This is a genomic window from Epibacterium sp. Ofav1-8 (genome assembly GCF_022348185.1).
Lineage (GTDB): Bacteria > Pseudomonadota > Alphaproteobacteria > Rhodobacterales > Rhodobacteraceae > Epibacterium.
In genome coordinates, this window is sequence record NZ_JAKRFD010000001.1 from 304,196 (window position 1) to 322,350 (window position 18,155).

Below are 18,155 nucleotides of genomic sequence, written 5' to 3' on the forward strand. Positions count from 1 at the left end.
CGGGCCGGAGGGTGCACTATCATTACGCCAAGTTTGAACTGTGCGCAGATCCCGTGTTCGGCAGGACTGTGTTCTGAAGGACATGGCGCGCACGTGGAGCGGCGCAGACCGGCGTCCAATGCCCGGCGCCGCGGGGCACGCCGTGCCACGCGTCGGGTTCCGGATTGGACGGCTGCGGCGGTGCAATGCGTCGGGAGTAGGTACGAAAGAGAATGGTGAGACGTCAGACCCTGAACACAACTCTCGAATTGATCGAGAGCGCAGCCAACCTCGAAGAGATCGGCGAGGTGATGGATCGGTTCCGCTCTCAGATCGACGTGGATCATGTCTTTTATCGCTGGGTGGACCGCTGTGGCAGCATCTATGGCTGTTCCACCCTGCCGACCGCCTGGCAGGACCGCTATTCCGCGATGGCATACCACCGGATCGATCCGGTGGCGGTGGGCTGCTATACTGCGGTTCATCCCGTCGATTGGCGGGATCTGGATTGGTCGTCGCGACTGGCGGCGGCCTATCGCAAGGATTCCCTTGCCTTTGGGATGGGCAGCCAGGGCTATAGCGTGCCGGTGCGCGGACCGGCGGGGCAATATGCCATTTTCAGTGTCAGCAAGACCTGCGATGGCGATGTCTGGGACAAGTTCACCCGCAAACATGGCCGTGATCTGATCCTGGTGGCGCATTACGTGAACCGGCGGGCGCTGGATTTCGAAATGGCCTATTATCCGCTGCCCGAACAGCCCCTGTCGCTGCGCGAGATCGAGGCGCTGAGCCTGCTGGCCGAGGGGCGCAGCCGGGCGCGTGTGGCGGAGGCGCTGGAGATCTCGGAACATACGCTGCGGGTCTATATCGAAGGGGCGCGCGGTAAGTTGCAGGCCCAGAACACCACGCATGCGGTGGCCCGGGCGATCACCATGGGGCTGATCGCGGTGTGATCCTGCCGGGGGCAGCGGGGTGGAACTTCTGACGTTGCGATGCGCCTTCCCACTGGTGCCCTCTGGCCTGCGGCTGTAGGGTCGCGCCATGACACAGGCCCCGACGCCAGCGCCCGAGCTGCGCTTCTCCGATGACCAGGCGCAAGCCTTTGATGCCCTGACCGAACAGCTGCGCAAGGCGGGTGTCGATCTGGGCGAGGATCTGTTGCATCCACCGCGCGGCGAAACCGGCGTGGCAGCGGTGATCGGCAAGGCCGGATCGGGTAAGACGCTGCTTCTGGCCGAGTTCTACAAGGCCCTTGCCGCAGCCGGGGTCGAGGTGGTCTCGGGCGATTACGAGAGCCGCAAGAAAGCCGACAAACGCACCCTGGCCATTCTGGCGCCCACCAACAAGGCGGCAAGCGTGCTGCGCCTGCGCGGTGTGCCCGCGACCACCATCCACCGCATTCTATATACCCCGGTTTATGATCCCGAATATGAGCGCATTGCCGAGTGGCTGGCGGGCGAGGGGGAGCGACCCGAAATTGAGGGGCTGAGCGAGGAGGCGCTGGCGCGCGCCGAAGCCTTTTATGCCACCAACAAATCCATGCCGGGTGCATTGGCGGCGGCAGGGCTGCGGGGTTCGGATTTCATCACCGGCTGGAAACGGCGCGAAGAGCCGCTGGACATCGGCTTTGTCGACGAGGCCTCGATGCTGGACAATCGCCAGTTCGAGGATCTGAAGGAGATTTTCCCGACGCTGGTGCTGTTTGGCGATCCCGCGCAGCTGGCACCGGTGAACCAGTCGGGGTCAATGGTGTTTGAGGACCTGCCCGAAGAGCGCAAGCTGATCCTCAACCGCATTCACCGCCAAGAGGCCGACAACCCGATCCTCGATCTGGCCCATGCGCTGGCGGACCCGCAACTGGGGTTTGAAGATTTCGAACGTATGGTGGAGGACAAGGCCCGTCAGGACGAACGTGTGGTCTGGGGGCAGCGGGTCGAGGTCGATCTGATGGCACGCTCTCCGGTGCTGGTCTGGCGCAACAACACGCGCATCCGGCTGATCAACGCATTTCGCGCGGTACATGGCGCGCCCGAAGATCAGCTCCTTGAGGGTGAACCGCTGATCTGTGACGGGCTGGAGCTGCCGTTGAAGCACCGCAAGAAAAGATTGGATCTGGAGGCGCGTGGCCTGATCAAGGGCGCGCAGGTGATCTACCTCGGCCCCGGCCGCAAGCCCGGATTTTCGCGCCTGCATGTGATGGGGGCAGAAGACCCGCAGGTCTCTGCCGCCTCCATCGTGAAGATCGAAAAACCCGAGGAAGAAGAACCGTTTATTCCCTTTGCCGCGCGCATGGGGGCCACGTTCTTGCATGGCGCGGCGGTCACGATCCACAAGGCGCAGGGCTCGCAATGGGATACGGCACAGGTCTTTGCCCCCGATATTTACGCAGCCGCCCGGATGGGGCGGGTGGAGGCGGGCCAGCCCCTCTGGAAGCGGCTGGCCTATGTGGCCATCACCCGCGCGCAGGAGCGGCTGATCTGGGTGGTGCGCAATCGGTTGGCGAAGCCCACAGGCCCGCTGCCGGTCGATGACTTGCGGCAGGTGGCGGCCCCGACATTGACGCTTGAGGCACAGGGTGAGGAGGCCCCGGTATGACACACTCCATTCTGGTGACAGGCGCCAGTTCCGGGATCGGCCGCGCGGTGGCGGAGCTGTTCCTCGGGCGCGGCTGGACGGTTGGTCTGCTGGCACGGCGGGCGGAGAAACTGGTGGAGATCGCCGCGGGTCAGCGCCGTGCCGTGGTGCTGCCTGCGGATGTGACCGACCCTGCGGCAGTGGACGCTGCGTTTGATCACTTCTGCACCGAGGCCGGGCGGATCGATGTGCTGTTCAACAACGCTGGCATTTTTACCCCGCCGGGTACCATTGACGAGATCGCGCTGGAGGATTGGTTTGCGGCAGTGAACGTCAACCTCAATGGCATGTTCTTGTGCGCGCGGGCGGGGTTTGCCCGGATGCGCCACCAGAACCCACGGGGCGGGCGGATCATCAACAATGGCTCCATCGCCGCACATGTGCCGCGCCCGAATAGTGTGCCCTATGCGGCGACCAAGGCGGCGATCACCGGGTTGACCAAATCGCTGTCGCTGGATGGGCGTGCCTATGACATCGCCTGTGGGCAGATCGACATTGGCAATGCCCGCACGCCAATGGTGGCGGATCTGGCGCAGCGACAGGCCGAGGCACAGCCGGACGCGCCGCCGATGGACACCTTTGATGTGGCGGATGCGGCGCGCTCGGTTCTGCATATGGCGGAGCTGCCGCTGGAGGCCAATGTTCAGTTCATGACCGTGATGGCAACAAAAATGCCCTACATCGGCCGCGGCTGAGAGGCGCCGGCTGAGAGACACCGAAGGGGGCGAACCCGGGATGGGGGCGCTCCCGCCCATTTGCCCCGCGCCGTGCGGCACGTGGCCTCTGGTTGGGCCGGGCGCCGCGCTGACGCGCGGCGCGGGCGCGCCAGGTTCAGCGGTCGCGCAACATCTGGAACAGGGCGGCGGCGCCCCAGCCGGACAGCATGGCGATGACCAGCGCCAGCACGCCATAGATCGCGGGCTGTTCGCGCGAGAGGTTGAACAGGAAGCGTTCCAGCCCGACCTTGTTCACCTCGATCACTGTTTCGTAGCGAGAGATCACCCGCCCGGCCCGGGTCAGGAAGATGCGCGTCTCATACTCGCCCTCGATGAGATCGGCGGGCATGCGCAGGGCGGTGCGGAACAGGGTCTGCTCATCCAGTGCGACGGCCTCTTCCTGAAGCGTGTAGAAGCCGCGGTCCTCGCGGATGCGCATCAGCGCCTCGGTAAAGGCCTGGGCCCCTTCGACCGTCGCCCCGACCGAGCGGATCGCCCGCTGGATCGACACCTTGTGGCGCAGGTCTTCGGTGTCGCTCAGCGCGTCGGAGAAGGGGGCGGAGGTGGCCACCGCGTAGAAGCTGGGCGCGGAATCCACCGCGACGCTGTCGGTGTTGACCCAGATGCCGAACTCGCGCTCCTTGCGGCGCACCATCACCGGCTCGCTGGGGCCGGAAACGGTGACGACCACTTCGAGCGGTGCGTCGGTCGCGATCGGGGCCTCGCGTTTGACGGCGCCGAAGATCAGGATCTCCGACCCGTCAAAGGTCGCGGTGATGGCGACCCGGTCCTGGCTGAGACCCAGCACGACTTCTTCGGCCTGTGCCGGTGGCGTGATGAGGAGCGCGGGCAGCAGCGGGGCGGTGGCCAGCAGCAGGAGGGTCAGAAGCGCGCGCATCACCGGGCCTCCCGCAGCGGGTTCAGGGAGTAAAGCTCGCTTGGTTCCAGCAGCAGATCGAGCCCCAGCTTGGCACAGACCAGAAGCACCAGAAGCGCCAGCAGGATGCGCAGTTGCTCTGCCTTCAGGAGCGTGCCGATGCGGGTGCCGAACTGGGCGCCGACAACCCCGCCGACCAGCAGCAGCACCGCCAGCACGATGTCCACCGTCTGGTTGGTGATCGCATGCATCATGGTGGTGGCGGCGGTGACCAGAATGATCTGGAACAGCGAGGTGCCGACCACGACCTTGGTGGGCATGCCCAGGAGGTAGATCATTGCGGGCACCATGATAAAGCCGCCGCCAACCCCCATGATCGCGGTCAGCATGCCGACAAAGACCCCGACCGCCACCGGCGGCAGCACCGAGATATAGAGGCCCGAGGTGCGAAACCGCATCTTGAACGGCAGCGCGTGGACCCAGCCGCGCTGTTTGCGCTTGGGGGGGGCGCCGCGTTTGGATTTGCGCAGGGCGTTCAGGCTCTCGATGAACATGAGGCCGCCGACGATGCCGAGGAAGACCACGTAGCACAGGGTGACGAAGAGATCGACCTGACCCAGCGATTTCAGATAGTTGAAGATCGCCACGCCCAGCGTCGCCCCGATCAGCCCGCCGCCCTGCAACACCGCGCCCATCTTCAGGTCCACCGTGCGTCGCCGCAGATGTGCCAGCACACCGGAGACGGAGGAGGCCACGATCTGATTGGCGCCGGTCGCCACCGCCACCGCAGGCGGGATGCCGATAAAGAACAGCAGCGGCGTCAGCAGGAAGCCGCCGCCGACGCCGAACATGCCGGAGAGCACGCCAACCAGACCGCCGAGTCCCAGGACAAGGAACGCGTTGACGGCAACTTCGGCGATGGGGAGGTAGATATTCATATCCCTGACTAGTCTTTTATTGGCTGGTGAATCAATAAAAATGCTGCCGCGCAGCGTGACCCGGCTGAGGTTTTATAAAGCTTAGATCAGCCACTCCGGGAAAGCGACCGTGATGGGCAGAAAAACGCCCCGCGTGCGGCAAGTGAGGCGGAGGCGCTACAGACGCACTGCAGGGGGCGGGCGGCGCGCGGCGCTCGAATCGCCCCGGCGCACAGCGTCGAGGCGCACAGGGCCGGCGCGGTTGAACGCAAAACCCCCGCCCTGCGGGAGGGCGGGGGCTGATCGGCCTGTCGGTCGGAGCACGACGGTCCGGGGACCTAGCGTTCCTTCACATAGGGTTGCCCACCGGCGCGCGGCGGGATCGCCTTGCCGACAAAGCCTGCGAGGATCACCACGGTCAGGATATAGGGCAGGGCGTCCATCACCTGCACCGGGATCGACACACCGCCGAGCTGGATGCTCTGGAACCGCAGCGCCACCGCTTGCAACAGGCCAAACAGCAGACAGGCCCCAAGCGCGTGCCAGGGGCGCCATTTTGCAAAGATCAGGGCTGCCAGCGCGATATAGCCGCGACCGGAGGTCATTTCCTTCACAAAACCCGCCTGCAGGCCGGTGGCGAGATAGGCCCCGGCGATGCCACAGAGCACGCCCGCAATGCCGATCGCGGCAAAGCGCAGCCCGCGCACGGACACACCGGCGGTGTCCACGGCGGCCGGGTTTTCCCCCACGGCGCGCAGGCGCAGGCCAAAGCGGGTGCGAAACAGCACCCACCATGTCAGCGGCACCATCAGGGCGGCGACATAGACCAGAATGGAATGGCCGGAGATCAGCTCGGACCAGATCTGCTGGATCACGTTGGCCTCGCCAATCAGCTCGTTCAGCGGGCGGTCGGCGGCTTCGGCCTCGGTCGGACCAATCGCAAAGGGCAGTTCAATCCCGTTGAAGCGGCCTTCGGTGAACAGCGACGGCGTGCGCCCGCCCTGGCGAAACCAGCTCTCGGCAATCAGGACCGTGAGACCGGAGGCCAGGAAGTTGAGCGCCACGCCGGAGATCAGCTGGTTGCCCCGGAAGGTGATCGACGCCAGACCGTGCAGGCCAGAGAGAAGCATGGATGCGCCGATCCCAGCCAGAAGGCCAAGCCAGACATTGCCGGTGACGGCGGCGACGGCGGCAGAGAAAAACGCGGCCATCAGCATTTTGCCCTCAAGGCCGATGTCGAAAATGCCCGCGCGTTCGGAAAAGAGACCGGCCAGACAGGCCAGCAGAAGCGGCGTCGCCATGCGCACGGTGCTGTCGAGCACCTGAATGAGTGTCAGGAAATCCATCAGGCGTTCTCCTTCCGGAAGGCGAGGAAGATCTTTTCAATCGGCATCCGCACCATATTGTCGAGCGCGCCGGTGAACAGGATCACGAGGGCCTGAATGACCACGATCAGCTCGGACGGGATATTGGTCCAGAGCGCCAGTTCCGCGCCGCCCTGATAGAGGAACCCAAAGAGGATCGCCGCGAGAAAGACCCCAAACGGGTGGTTGCGGCCCATCAGGGCCACCGCGATCCCGATAAAGCCGGCGCCCTCGGTGGCGTTCAGCACCAGACGTTCGGCCTCGCCCATGACGTTGTTGGTGGCCATCAAACCGCAGAGCGCGCCGGAAATCAGCATGGTGATCATCACCGTGCGCACCGGCGAAATACCTGCGTAGACCGCGCCGCGCTCGGACTTGCCCAGAGCGCGGATCTCGTGGCCCAGCGGCGTGTGCCAGATGAGGCCCCAGACCACGATACAGGCGGCGATGCCGACAAAGAGCGTGACATTGGCGGGCGCGGATTTGGAGAACTCGATGCCGATTGGCGCCAGGATTTCGTGCAGGGAGGGCAGCTGCGTGCTTTCGGGGAACTTGGCCGTGGCCGGGTCCATCGCGCCCTTGGGCTTCAGCACGCTCACCAGCATGTAGTTCAGCACCGCTGCCGCGATGAAGTTGAACATGATGGTGGTGATGACGATATGGCTGCCGCGTTTGGCTTGCAGATAGGCGGGGATCGCGGCCCAGGCTGCCCCAAAGATCCCGGCGCCGAGGGCGGCAAAGACCAGCGCGATGGTCCAATGCGGGAAGGGGATATAGAGGCAGACCAGTGCCAGCCCCAGCCCGCCGATCATCGCCTGGCCTTCACCGCCGATATTGAACAGCCCGGCATGCGCCGCCACCGCCACCGCCAGCCCGGTAAATAGGAAGTTGGTGGCATAATAGAGCGTGTAGCCCCAGCCATAGGTGGACCCCAGCGCGCCGGTGACCATCAGGTCCAGCGCTTCCATCGGGCTTTCGCCGATCAGCAGGATCACGATTGCGGAGATAAGTGCGGCCAACAGCAGGCTGATCACCGGGATCAGCACCACATCGGCCCATTTTGGCATCTTTTCCATTTACGCGGCCTCCCCCGCGACGCCGGCCATCAGGAGGCCGAGTTCTTTTTCATCGGTTTGATCTGCGGGGCGTTCGCCCATGATCTTGCCGTCAAACATCACCGCAACCCGGTCGCTGAGCGACAGGATCTCCTCAAGCTCCACCGAGACCAGCAGGATCGCCTTGCCTTGGTCGCGCAGCTCCATGATCTGCTGGTGGATGAACTCGATGGCGCCGATATCGACACCGCGGGTGGGCTGGCCGATCAGCAGCAGGTCGGGGTTGCGCTCAATTTCGCGCGCGACGACGATCTTCTGCTGGTTGCCGCCGGAAAAGCTCTTGGCGGCGAGCCAGGGATTGGGCGGGCGGACGTCGAATTTGGCCATCTTGGCCTCGGTGTCGGCGCGCAGGGCGGCATTGTCGAGGAACAGGCCCTTTTTGTAGATCTCTTCGCGGTGATAGCCGAAGGCGACGTTTTCCCAGGCGTGGAAGTCCATGATGAGACCTTCGCGCTGGCGATCCTCGGGCACATGGGCGATGCCCGCGTGACGGCGGGCGCGTGCGTCCGAACCCGCGCCGGACAGCGGCAGCGGTTCGCCGTTGATCCGGATGCTGCCGGTGCCCTCGCGCATACCGCCCAGCACCTCCAGCAGTTCCGACTGACCATTGCCCGCAACACCCGCGATGCCGAGGATCTCGCCCGCGCGCACGGTGAGATCGATGTCTTTCACGCGCTGCACACCGGCACTGTCGACGACCGAGAGCTTCTCGATCTCGAGGATCGGCTTGCCGGGGGTGGCGGGGACTTTATCCACGCGCAACAAGACCTTGCGGCCCACCATCAGCTCGGCAAGATGTTCCGGGCTGCTCTCGGCAGTTTTGACGGTCGCGGTCATTTCTCCGCGCCGCATCACCGACACGGTGTCGGTATATTCCATGATCTCGCGCAGCTTGTGCGTGATCAGGATGATGGTTTTTCCTTCCGAGCGCAGCCGGTCGAGGATGCGGAACAGCTGGTCGGCCTCGGCCGGGGTCAGCACCCCGGTGGGCTCGTCCAGAATGAGGATCTCGGCCTTGCGATAGAGCGCCTTCAGGATCTCCACCCGCTGCTGCATGCCTACGCCGATTTCGTCGATGCGTTTGTCGGGGTCGACATAGAGCTCGTATTCTTCCTCCAGCTCCTTCAGCTCCTTGCGGGCGCGAGAGAGCGAGGGCATCAGCAGGCCGGAATCCTCGGCGCCGAGCACGATGTTTTCCAGAACGGTAAAGTTCTCCACCAGCTTGAAATGCTGAAACACCATGCCGATGCCGGCAGAGATGGCCGCCTGGCTGTCGGGGATCTCGGTCTTGTTGCCCTTGATCCAAATCTCGCCTTTGTCGGCCTTGTAAAACCCGTAGAGAATGCTCATCAGCGTGGATTTACCCGCGCCGTTTTCGCCGATGATCCCGTGGATCGTGCCGGGCTCGACGCGGATGGAAATGTCCTTGTTTGCCTGGACGGGGCCAAAGGCCTTGGAAATGCCTTTGAGTTCGATTGCTGGTGCCGTCATCGGGGCTCCCCTGTCGCCTCATCGCCGGTTCATGCGCGCAGGGTGCGTGCTGCGCATTATGATCATGTTAAGAAGGACCGGGACGGGAAAAACCAAACCCGGAGGGCACGCGGACGCGACCTCCGGGCCATATGCAAACGCCCCGCCCGCCGGGCAGACCTGCCATGGCGGAGCGGGGCGCGGATCATGTCGATCAGAAGTTCAGAACCGGGCAGCTGTCGTCGCTGGTGTAGTTGTGAACCTCGATATCGCCGGAGATGATCTGGGCCTTGGCCTCTTCGACGGTGGCCTGCATTTCATCGCTGACCAGCTCGGCGTTGTTGTCATCCATCGCATAGCCGACACCGTTGTCGGAGAGGTCGAGGGTGACCTTGCCCACTTCGAGGTCTTCGCCGGCTTGCAGGATGTTGTAGACCGCCACGTCCACGCGCTTCAGCATCGAGGTCAGGACCTTGCCCGGGTGCAGGTGGTTCTGGTTGCTGTCGACGCCGATGGAGAGGATGCCCTCATCCGCGGCGGTTTGCAGAACGCCCACGCCGGTGCCGCCCGCTGCGGCATAGATCACGTCCGCGCCCTGGGAGATCTGCGCCTTGGTCAGCTCGGAGCCCTTCACGGGATCGTTCCAGGCCGCCGGGGTGGTGCCGGTCATGTTGGAGATCACGGTGGCATCCGGGTTCACCGCTTTGACGCCCTGGGCGTAGCCGCAGGCGAATTTGCGGATCAGCGGAACATCCATGCCGCCGATAAATCCGACGGTGCCGGAGTTGGACGCCTGCGCCGCCATCATGCCCACGAGGTAGGAGCCTTCGTGCTCGGAAAAGCTGACCACATGGACGTTGGGGGCATCGACCCAGCCGTCGATGGTGACGAATTTGGTGTCCGGGTAGTCACCGGCCACATCCGCCAGCGGTGCGCTCATGGCGAAACCGGTGGTGATGATCGGGTTGGCGCCGGATTCGGCAAAGCGGCGCAGCGCCTGTTCGCGCTGGGCTTCGGACTTCATTTCGATTTCCAGATATTTGCCGCCGGTCTCATCCGCCCAACGTTTGGCGCCATTGTAGGCCGCCTCGTTAAAGGATTTGTCGAACTTGCCGCCGAGATCGAAGATCAGCGCCGGGTTTGCCAGAGCCGCACCTGCGGTCAGCGCAACCGCTGCCGCCGCGCCCATGAGCGATTTCATCAGGGTCATTCAGTTACTCCCAGTTTTTCTTTTTCTGCCCCGCGTGGCGGGCGTGTCCGTTCAAAAAGGTGGAGCGATTTAGCCTGCTGTGCCGGTCCGGGGTCAACAATTTTTTGACCAACCGGTCCAAAAATCGCCAACTTCCCCTAGGGAAGCCGCCGTTTCATGAGCAATGCATCCGCCGCTGCCGTCGTCGGGCGCGGATAGTAGGCCTTTCGAATCCCGACAAGACCGAATCCGCAGGCCGAGTATAGCGCCTGTGCGGCGGTATTGTCTTGTGCGACCTCAAGAAAAGCCTCTGTCGCGCCCCGTTCTGCGGCGGTTTTCATCCAGCTCTGCATGATGTGGCGGCCGAGGCCCTGCCGCTGGTGATCGGGATGGGTGGCGATGGTGAGCAGTTCGGCCTCGCCCGCGATTTCGCGCACCAGCGCAAAGGCGCGGGCATCGCCGGTGAGATGGGTGAATCGGTCCGCCAGAAGCTCTGCAAACTCCTGCGCGGTCCACGGTCGGGACTGGGTAAAGGCCGCTTTATGCGTCGCGGCAAGCGCCGCAGGGTCGGCCTGCGGTGGCATTGGATCAGTCATCGAGCAGGGCAGGCGGCTGCTCGCGCGAGGGGGCGGCATCGGCCTCGCGCAGGTAGAGCGGTGCCGGTGCGGGCAGATCGATCCGGTCAAGTCGAGTGGCAGCGACACGGGCGATGGCCTCGGCAATGGAATAGCGGGGGGCGGTGACCGTCCCCGCGCACAGAGGGGCAATGTCTTCGGCGCGATGTCCGATGCACGACGGCTCGGCGCCTGCGGGAATGTCTGGCAGCGTGTCGAGTGTGCAGTGGCGGGGCTGCGACCCGGTTTGCGTTCCGAACACCTGCACATAGAGGCCCTCGCGGCGCGCATCGAGGCTGGAGACCACGACGCCTGCGGTTCCAAAGGTCTGGGCCTCAAGACTGGAGACGCCGATGGCGGGCACATCCAGCCCCAACGCAAGGCCGCGTGCGGCAGAGACGGAGATGCGGATGCCGGTGAAATTGCCGGGTCCTATGCCAACGGCGATGGCGTCCAGATCCGCCCATGTCACGCCGCCTTGGGTCAGGAGTTCCTCGAGCAGGGGCATCAAACGTTCCGCCTGGCCCTTGGCCATGTCCTCGCGGCGCTGCGCCAGAATTTCGTTGCCGCGCAACAACGCCGCCGCGCAATGGGCCGCTGAGGTGTCAAAACCCAGGATCAGGGGGGCGTCTGTCGGCATCTCGGTTCAGTCTCTGTGGTCTGTGGCTACAGTCAGCCGGTCTCTGGCAGAGCCGCCCGCCCATGGCAAGCCGTCCGCGCGTGGCGCTGCATGATGCAGAACGCATCCGTCACGGGCACATGCGGTTGAAAATGGCGGGGAGAGCGTCGCGGTGGCCGCATCTGTCGCTCCGGTGCGGCGCCAGTCGTCAAGGTCGTGACGGGCGGAACCGGGGGAGGGCGGGGCACGAAACAAGATCCGTCCCCCGCCAAAATCGTGCGGCGCCGCATCGGGCGCCTGGAGTGTCTCAGTCCGGCGCGCCTCAGACGGCAACCGGGCGGACCTCGGTCACCTCGGGGATGTAGTGGCGCAACAGGTTCTCGATCCCCATCTTGAGCGTCAGGGTCGAGGACGGGCAGCCCGCACAAGCCCCCTGCATATGCAGGTAGACAACGCCGCGGTCAAAGCCGTGGAAGGTGATGTCGCCGCCATCCTGTGCCACCGCAGGGCGCACGCGGCTGTCGAGCAGCTCCTTGATCTGGTCGACGATTTCGCCGTCTTCGCCGCTGTGCTCGGCATGGCCGGAGGCCTGCTGGCCGCCCTCGTCGATCACCGGCTGGCCGGATTGGTAGTGCTCCATCACCGCGCCCAGAACGGCGGGTTTGATGTGGTCCCACTCGACCGAGTCGTCCTTGGTGACGGTGACGAAGTCATTGCCAAAGAACACGCCGGTCACGCCGCTGACCGCAAAGATACGCTGCGCCAGCGGTGATTTCGACGCCGCTTCGGCCGAGGGGAAGTCGGCGGTGCCAGCATCCAGAACGGTCTGGCCTGGCAGGAATTTCAGGGTCGCCGGGTTCGGCGTGGATTCGGTCTGGATAAACATCTCGGTTCTCCGTCAGACTGGCCCGGGCGGTCGGCCCGGTGCCTGTCGGGTTTTGGAATGGTTCTAAATTAAAGGCTGCGGCGCGAAATGCAAGGGTTTGCCCGATGCGGCGTGGCGGATTGCGTCAGGTGATGGCCTCGAGCTTTTCTTTGGACATGTCGCCGGGGACGATGGTGATCGGAAAGGGAAGCGTGCCGGCGGTGCGCGTCAGCTGGGTGACGATGGGGCCGGGGCCCTTGCGGTCGCTGGCGGCGCCCAGTACCAGCACGCCCACTTCGGGGTCGGCTTCGATCTGGGCGAGGATTTCCGGCACGATGTCGCCCTCGCGGATGACCAGTTCGGGATCGACGCCCTGGCGGTCGCGCATCCATTTGGCAAAGACTTCGAAGTGGGCGTGGATGCGCTCGCGGGCCTCCTCGCGCATCACCTCGCCGACGCCGATCCAGTGGTTGAATTCATCCGGCGGGATGATCGACAGGATGACCACGCCGCCACCGGTGTTGGACGCGCGCATGGCGGCAAAGCGCATGGCGTTCAGGCATTCACGGCTGTCGTCGAGGACGACCAGGAACTTGCGCATCAAAACCTCTGTTGTCGTGTCCCGGACATATTGGCTGATGCAACCGTCCCGCGCAATAGAGGTCTGCGGTCGCGCCCGTTGTCCGCGCCGCGCGGCGAACCACCGGAGGAAGGGGGACCTCCCGCCCGATTCCATTGCATTGAAAATGCAACGGAAACCGTTGGGCCGGGCGCCGGACTGCCGTCCGGCGCGGTTGCGTTCTGCGGAGAGGGCAGGATCTGGACGCAACCGCATCGCGGCCCGTCAGGGCTGCGATGCGCGGCCCAACGCCGCCAGGGATCTTTGGCGCAGCCAGAAGATCGCGCGGGGGCGGGAGGGCTCCCTTTCCTATTGCGATGACGTGACGGCGCCTCTCAGATGCCGGATTTGGCCCAGTCCCAATAAAGTTCGCGCACCCGGCGGGTGACGGGGCCATGGGGATAGGTGACATCGTCAAATGCGGTGACCGGGGTCACCTTGGACATGTTGCCGGACATGAAGATCTCATCCGCGGCTTCGAAATGCGCATAGCCCAGCACGGTCTCATGCACGGCGATCCCGTCGGCGCGCATGTTTTCGATGTGGCGCGCGCGGGTGATGCCAGCAAGGAACGTCCCGTTGGCAATCGGCGTGAACACCTCACCGTCCTTGACCATGAAAATATTGGCGGTGGCGGCTTCGGCCACGTTGCCCATCACGTCGCAGGTCAATGTGTTGGTGAAGCCCTTGGCACGCGCCTCGCGCAGCATGCGAGCGTTGTTGGGGTAGAGGCAGCCGGCCTTGGCATTGACCACCGCGGACTCCAGAACCGGGCGGCGAAAGCGGGTCCGCGTGAGCGTGGCCGAGGCGGCTTCGGAAGCCATCGGGATCTCCTCGAGGCAGAGCGCGAATTGCGTCGCCTCTGGCGCGGGAGCGATCAGGGTCTGATCGCCGTCGGTGGCCCAATACATCGGCCGGATGTAGACGGCGCTGTCGGCAGAAAACCCTTCGAGCCCCTCGCGCACGATCTCCACCATCTGGTCGGCGGGCACCGTTGCCGCCATCATCAGCGCCTCCGCCGAGGCATTGGTGCGGGCGCAGTGCTTGTCCAGATCCGGGCTGACGCCGTCAAACCAGCGCGCGCCGTCGAAGACGGAAGAGCCAAGCCAGGCGGCATGGTCGGCGGCGGACATGATCGGCACATCGCCGTCATGCCATTGGCCGTTGAAATAGGTGCGGATACTCTTGCCGACAGCCATGGGAACCTCGGGTCTGGGAATGCGGATTGGATACGATCGGGACGTTAGGCGGCACGCCCGGCAAGGTCCAGAGCCAATCCCGTCTCAGGTTGGTCTGGACCAAGCGCCTGTCATTCGTCGTAGCTGACCACCAGGTGATCGGTCACCGGGTAGGACTGGCAGGACAGCACAAAACCCTTTGCGACCTCGTCATCCTCCAGCGCGTGGTTGGCGGCCATCTCGACCTCGCCCTCGATCACGCGACAGCGGCAGGTGGAGCAGACACCGGCGCGGCACGACCACGGAGCATCCATGGCGTTGTCCAGCGCGGCCTCAAGCACGCTGGTATTGCGATCCAGCGTCACCGAGCGGGTGGCCCCATCCAGCGTGATGGCGGCGGTGACCGGCGCACTGGCGGCGGCGTCACTGCTGGCAGCCTTTTTCGCAGCGCGTCCGGGCTGGTTGGAGGCGAAGAGTTCGAACTTGATCTGCGCATCCGTCAAGCCCGCCGTGCGCAATGCCTCGGCAATGCCAAGCATCATCGGCTCAGGTCCGCAGATGAACGCGGTGTCGACGCTCTGGATCGGAATCCAGCGTTCGAACAGCTGGGCGCATTTCTCCTGCGTGACCAGCCCGGTGAACAGATCCACCTCCTGCGCATCCGCCTCCAGCACATGGATTACCGACAGGCGGCCCATGTAGCGGTTTTTCAGGTCTTCGATCTCCTCGCGGAACATGATCGAGTTGATGCCCTTGTTGGCGTAAACCAGCGTGAAACGGGACTGGGGTTCGGCCTGCAGAGTGGTTTTCAGGATCGACAATACCGGCGTGATGCCAGAGCCACCGGCAAAGCCGAGGTAGTGTTTTTCGGCTGCTGCATCGAGATCGGTGAAAAACCGCCCCTGCGGCGGCATCGCCTCGACCGTGTCGCCGACCTTGAGGTCGGTGTTGGCCCAGGTCGAGAAAGCCCCGCCATCGACCCGTTTGATGCCGACCTGCAGGATACCCTCGTCCTTGCCCGCACAGATCGAATAGCTGCGGCGCAACTCGGTGCCGTCGAAATCGCGGCGAAACGTCAGGTATTGGCCTTGGGTGAAGTCGAATTCTGCCGCCGCGCCGTTGACGGGCTTCAGCGTGACCACCACTGCATCGCGGATGGTGTGTTTGATGTCGGTGACTTCGAGCGGGTGAAAGCGGGCCATGAGCCAAGCCTCCTCAGATACACTTGAAATAATCGAAAGGTTCCAGGCAGCTGTTGCAGCGCCAATGGGCCTTGCACGGGGTGGAGCCGAACTGGCTCACGCGGGTCACTTCAGGACTGCCGCAGCGGGGGCAATGGTCGGGGCCGCCAGCGGGGGAGGGCGGCGCGATGCCGTATTCCTCCAGCCGGGCGCGGCCTTTCTCTGAGAGCCAGTCGGTGGTCCAGGGCGGCGCGATCTGGGTCTTGATCTCCACGCGCTCAACCCCGTGGGCGGCCAGCGCGGTTTCCACATCCAGCCGAATGATCGAGGTCGCCGGACAGCCCGAATAGGTCGGCGTCAGGGTGACGATCAACCCGTCGTCGCTCCACTCAATATCGCGCACGATGCCGAGGTCGACGAGGGAGATCACCGGGATTTCCGGATCGGGCACCGCGTCGAGCCATTCCCAGATCTGCGCGAGGGAGGGTTGGTTGGATTGCGTGTCTTGCATTCAGGCACCTCGCCCGGACGATAGGCCGGGCAGCCCCCGACCTCCCCCCCGGGAGGGGGCTTCACCCCCACCCGAGGCCGGGGGATGCCCTATGCGCGTAAAGGCAAACATCACCACGTCGCGCCCGGATAGGCGCGCTGCATCCATTGCATGGTGGTCAGCAGATGGCCGAGGTGTTCGGTGTGCATCTTGCCATCGCGGCCCCCGCCACGGGCGCGGCGGGCTTCGGGGAGCGTCAGCGTCGCCTCGCCCAGAACGCGGGCAAGTGTTTCATCGTAGTCCGCGCGCAAGCTTGCGGGATCGGGGGCAATCCCGGCCTCGACCAGCGCTGCATCCACCGCGTCGCTCAGGAACATCTCGCCCACATAGGGGTAAAGGTAATCGAGCGCTGCCTGCATCCGGGCGTGGCTTTCCGCGGTGCCGTCGCCAAGGCCCACGACGGTCTCGGCAGAGCGCTCCAGATGGTAGGTCGCTTCCTTCACCGCCTTTGCGGCGATAGCCGCGACACGCTCGTCAGAGGACCCGGTCAGCGCGCGCAGTTGCAGCACGTGCCAGGCATCAAACAGGAACTGCCGCATCAGGGTCTGGCCAAAATCGCCGTTTGGCATTTCGACCAGCAGCAGGTTGCGGAAGTCCCAGGCATCGCGCAGGAAAGCCAGATCATCTGCGGACTTTCCCTCGCCCTGAACCTCCGCTGCAAGACCAAGCCACATCTGGGTCTGACCGATGAGATCGAGCGCTGTATTGGCGAGGGCGATATCCTCTTCCAGCACCGGCGCGTGGCCGCACCATTCGCTGACACGATGGCCGAGGATCAGGGTGTTGTCCCCCATCCGCAGCAGGAATTCATAAAAAGCAGCGTCGCGCGACATCACATCGCCCCCACGTCTTCGGGAATGTCGTAAAATGAGGGATGACGGTAGACCTTGCTCTCGGAGGGCTCATACATGGGGCCTTTGTCGGAGGGCGAGGAGGCGGTGATCTGCGCCGCCTCGACCACCCAGATCGACACGCCTTCATTGCGGCGGGTGTAGACGTCGCGGGCGTTCTTGATCGCCATTTCCGCGTCCGGCGCGTGCAGGCTGCCGACGTGGCGGTGGCTGAGGCCATGCTGGCCGCGGATGAAGATTTCCCAGAGGGGCCATTCGGTTTTCATGTTTGGTCCTTTCGGTGCTGAGACAGGGCGCGCCCGGGGCTGCGGGCGCGCGGCGCTGCCGCAGGGAATGTCAAAACGAAGGGGGCGCTTATTCCGCCGCCATCTTGCGGGCGCGTTTCTTCTCGGCGTGGGCCATCATGCCCTCGCGTACCCAAGCCCCGTCATCCCAAGCTTTGTTACGTGCGGCCAGACGGTCGGTGTTACAGGGGCCGTTGCCCTTGATGACCTCAAAGAACTCCTCCCAATCGGGCTCGGAAAAGTCGTAACCGCCCTTTTCCTCGTTCCACGTGAGGTTCTCGTCCGGCACCGTCAGTCCGAGGTATTCGGCCTGTGGTACAGTCTGGTCGACGAACTTCTGACGCAGCTCGTCATTGGTGTTCATCTTGATCTTCCACGCCATCGACTGCGCGGAATGGACAGAGTCCTTGTCCGAGGGGCCGAACATCATCAGCGCCGGATACCAGAAGCGGTTGAGCGCATCCTGGGCCATGGCTTTTTGCTGCGCATTGCCCTGCGCCATCTTCATCATGATGTCAAAGCCCTGACGCTGGTGGAAACTCTCTTCCTTGCAGACGCGGATCATCGCACGCGAATAGGGGCCAAAGGACGTGCGCTGCAGCGGCACCTGATTCATGATTGCCGCGCCATCGACCAGCCAACCGACCGCGCCCATATCGGCCCATGTCAGCGTCGGGTAGTTGAAGATCGACGAATACTTCATCCGCCCATCCAGCAGCATCTCGGTCATCTCATCGCGGCTGACGCCCAGCGTTTCAGCGGCGCAATAGAGATAGAGCCCATGGCCCGCCTCATCCTGCACCTTGGCCAGGAGGATCGCCTTGCGCTCCAATGTTGGCGCGCGGGTGATCCAGTTGCCCTCCGGCAGTTGGCCGACGATTTCGGAATGGGCGTGCTGGCCGATCTGGCGGATCAGCGTTTTGCGATAGCCTTCGGGCATCCAGTCCTTGGGCTCGATCTTTTCGCCCGCGTCGATGCGGGCCTGAAACGCGCGCTCCTTGGCGCTCATCTCGTCCGCGGATTTTAGTCCCGTGCCGGTCGATCTGACCATTTGCGCGTACATGGCTGGCTCCTCCGGTCCTGGCCCAATACTCGGCCCGAATAACTTGGCGTGCATCGCCGCATGTTGCGCG

19 protein-coding genes are annotated in these 18,155 nt (G+C 64.2%); 3 read left to right on the plus strand and 16 right to left on the minus strand.

Going from position 1 to position 18,155, the window contains the following annotated elements; all coding sequences use genetic code 11:
* The first annotated feature begins 212 nt into the window (after positions 1–212).
* The 3 genes from MHM97_RS01480 to MHM97_RS01490 all read left to right on the plus strand — a co-directional run bounded on the left by MHM97_RS01480 (position 213) and on the right by MHM97_RS01490 (position 3,308).
* Positions 213–932 carry a helix-turn-helix transcriptional regulator gene (locus MHM97_RS01480; protein ID WP_239318823.1) on the plus strand — a complete coding sequence of 240 codons (720 nt, stop codon included), beginning with the start codon at positions 213–215 and terminating at the stop codon, positions 930–932.
* 88 nt (positions 933–1,020) lie between these two features.
* Positions 1,021–2,574: an ATP-dependent DNA helicase gene (locus MHM97_RS01485; RefSeq protein WP_239318824.1), complete on the plus strand. Its 1,554-nt coding sequence runs from the start codon at positions 1,021–1,023 to the stop codon at positions 2,572–2,574.
* The gene (locus tag MHM97_RS01490; protein WP_239318825.1) at positions 2,571–3,308 is read left to right on the plus strand and encodes an SDR family oxidoreductase; all 738 of its coding nucleotides are present in this window, start codon (positions 2,571–2,573) and stop codon (positions 3,306–3,308) included. The genes MHM97_RS01485 and MHM97_RS01490 overlap by 4 nt, the downstream gene beginning before the upstream one ends.
* A gap of 136 nt (positions 3,309–3,444) precedes the next feature.
* On the opposite strand, the gene MHM97_RS01495 is transcribed toward MHM97_RS01490, so the two are convergent.
* The 16 genes from MHM97_RS01495 to paaA form a co-directional block, all read right to left on the minus strand.
* Positions 3,445–4,227, minus strand: a complete 783-nt coding sequence (locus MHM97_RS01495; RefSeq protein ID WP_239318826.1) for a TIGR02186 family protein — start codon at positions 4,225–4,227, stop codon at positions 3,445–3,447.
* A complete protein-coding gene (locus MHM97_RS01500; protein WP_239318827.1) occupies positions 4,227–5,144 on the minus strand; it encodes a sulfite exporter TauE/SafE family protein in 918 nt (305 codons plus the stop codon). Before MHM97_RS01500 ends, MHM97_RS01495 begins: the two co-directional genes overlap by 1 nt.
* Before the next feature lie 317 nt (positions 5,145–5,461).
* Entirely contained in the window at positions 5,462–6,469 is a 1,008-nt protein-coding gene (locus MHM97_RS01505; RefSeq protein WP_239318828.1) for an ABC transporter permease, read from the minus strand.
* The gene (locus tag MHM97_RS01510) at positions 6,469–7,563 is read right to left on the minus strand and encodes an ABC transporter permease (protein ID WP_239318829.1); all 1,095 of its coding nucleotides are present in this window, start codon (positions 7,561–7,563) and stop codon (positions 6,469–6,471) included. Before MHM97_RS01510 ends, MHM97_RS01505 begins: the two co-directional genes overlap by 1 nt.
* Entirely contained in the window at positions 7,564–9,093 is a 1,530-nt protein-coding gene (locus MHM97_RS01515; protein ID WP_239318830.1) for an ABC transporter ATP-binding protein, read from the minus strand.
* 193 nt (positions 9,094–9,286) lie between these two features.
* On the minus strand, positions 9,287–10,282 hold the full coding sequence (locus MHM97_RS01520) for a BMP family lipoprotein (RefSeq protein WP_239318831.1): 996 nt from the start codon (positions 10,280–10,282) through the stop codon (positions 9,287–9,289).
* Positions 10,283–10,419: 137 nt separating this feature from the next.
* Positions 10,420–10,845 carry a ribosomal protein S18-alanine N-acetyltransferase gene (gene rimI, locus MHM97_RS01525; protein WP_239318832.1) on the minus strand — a complete coding sequence of 142 codons (426 nt, stop codon included), beginning with the start codon at positions 10,843–10,845 and terminating at the stop codon, positions 10,420–10,422.
* 4 nt (positions 10,846–10,849) lie between these two features.
* A complete protein-coding gene (gene tsaB, locus MHM97_RS01530; protein WP_239318834.1) occupies positions 10,850–11,515 on the minus strand; it encodes a tRNA (adenosine(37)-N6)-threonylcarbamoyltransferase complex dimerization subunit type 1 TsaB in 666 nt (221 codons plus the stop codon).
* 301 nt (positions 11,516–11,816) lie between these two features.
* Positions 11,817–12,380, minus strand: a complete 564-nt coding sequence (locus tag MHM97_RS01535) for a NifU family protein (protein WP_239318836.1) — start codon at positions 12,378–12,380, stop codon at positions 11,817–11,819.
* Between the two features lie 124 nt (positions 12,381–12,504).
* A complete protein-coding gene (locus MHM97_RS01540; RefSeq protein ID WP_239318837.1) occupies positions 12,505–12,960 on the minus strand; it encodes a universal stress protein in 456 nt (151 codons plus the stop codon).
* A 353-nt stretch (positions 12,961–13,313) separates the two neighbouring features.
* On the minus strand, positions 13,314–14,177 hold the full coding sequence (locus MHM97_RS01545) for a branched-chain amino acid aminotransferase (protein ID WP_239318838.1): 864 nt from the start codon (positions 14,175–14,177) through the stop codon (positions 13,314–13,316).
* 110 nt (positions 14,178–14,287) lie between these two features.
* A complete protein-coding gene (locus MHM97_RS01550) occupies positions 14,288–15,358 on the minus strand; it encodes a 2Fe-2S iron-sulfur cluster-binding protein (RefSeq protein WP_239318839.1) in 1,071 nt (356 codons plus the stop codon).
* A 13-nt stretch (positions 15,359–15,371) separates the two neighbouring features.
* Positions 15,372–15,848: a 1,2-phenylacetyl-CoA epoxidase subunit PaaD gene (gene paaD / locus MHM97_RS01555; RefSeq protein ID WP_239318840.1), complete on the minus strand. Its 477-nt coding sequence runs from the start codon at positions 15,846–15,848 to the stop codon at positions 15,372–15,374.
* A gap of 110 nt (positions 15,849–15,958) precedes the next feature.
* Positions 15,959–16,720 carry a 1,2-phenylacetyl-CoA epoxidase subunit PaaC gene (gene paaC, locus MHM97_RS01560; protein ID WP_239318841.1) on the minus strand — a complete coding sequence of 254 codons (762 nt, stop codon included), beginning with the start codon at positions 16,718–16,720 and terminating at the stop codon, positions 15,959–15,961.
* Positions 16,720–17,004 carry a 1,2-phenylacetyl-CoA epoxidase subunit PaaB gene (gene paaB, locus MHM97_RS01565; protein ID WP_168620869.1) on the minus strand — a complete coding sequence of 95 codons (285 nt, stop codon included), beginning with the start codon at positions 17,002–17,004 and terminating at the stop codon, positions 16,720–16,722. Before paaB ends, paaC begins: the two co-directional genes overlap by 1 nt.
* Before the next feature lie 88 nt (positions 17,005–17,092).
* Positions 17,093–18,085, minus strand: a complete 993-nt coding sequence (gene paaA / locus MHM97_RS01570) for a 1,2-phenylacetyl-CoA epoxidase subunit PaaA (RefSeq protein WP_239318842.1) — start codon at positions 18,083–18,085, stop codon at positions 17,093–17,095.
* Between the last annotated feature and the right edge of the window lie 70 nt (positions 18,086–18,155).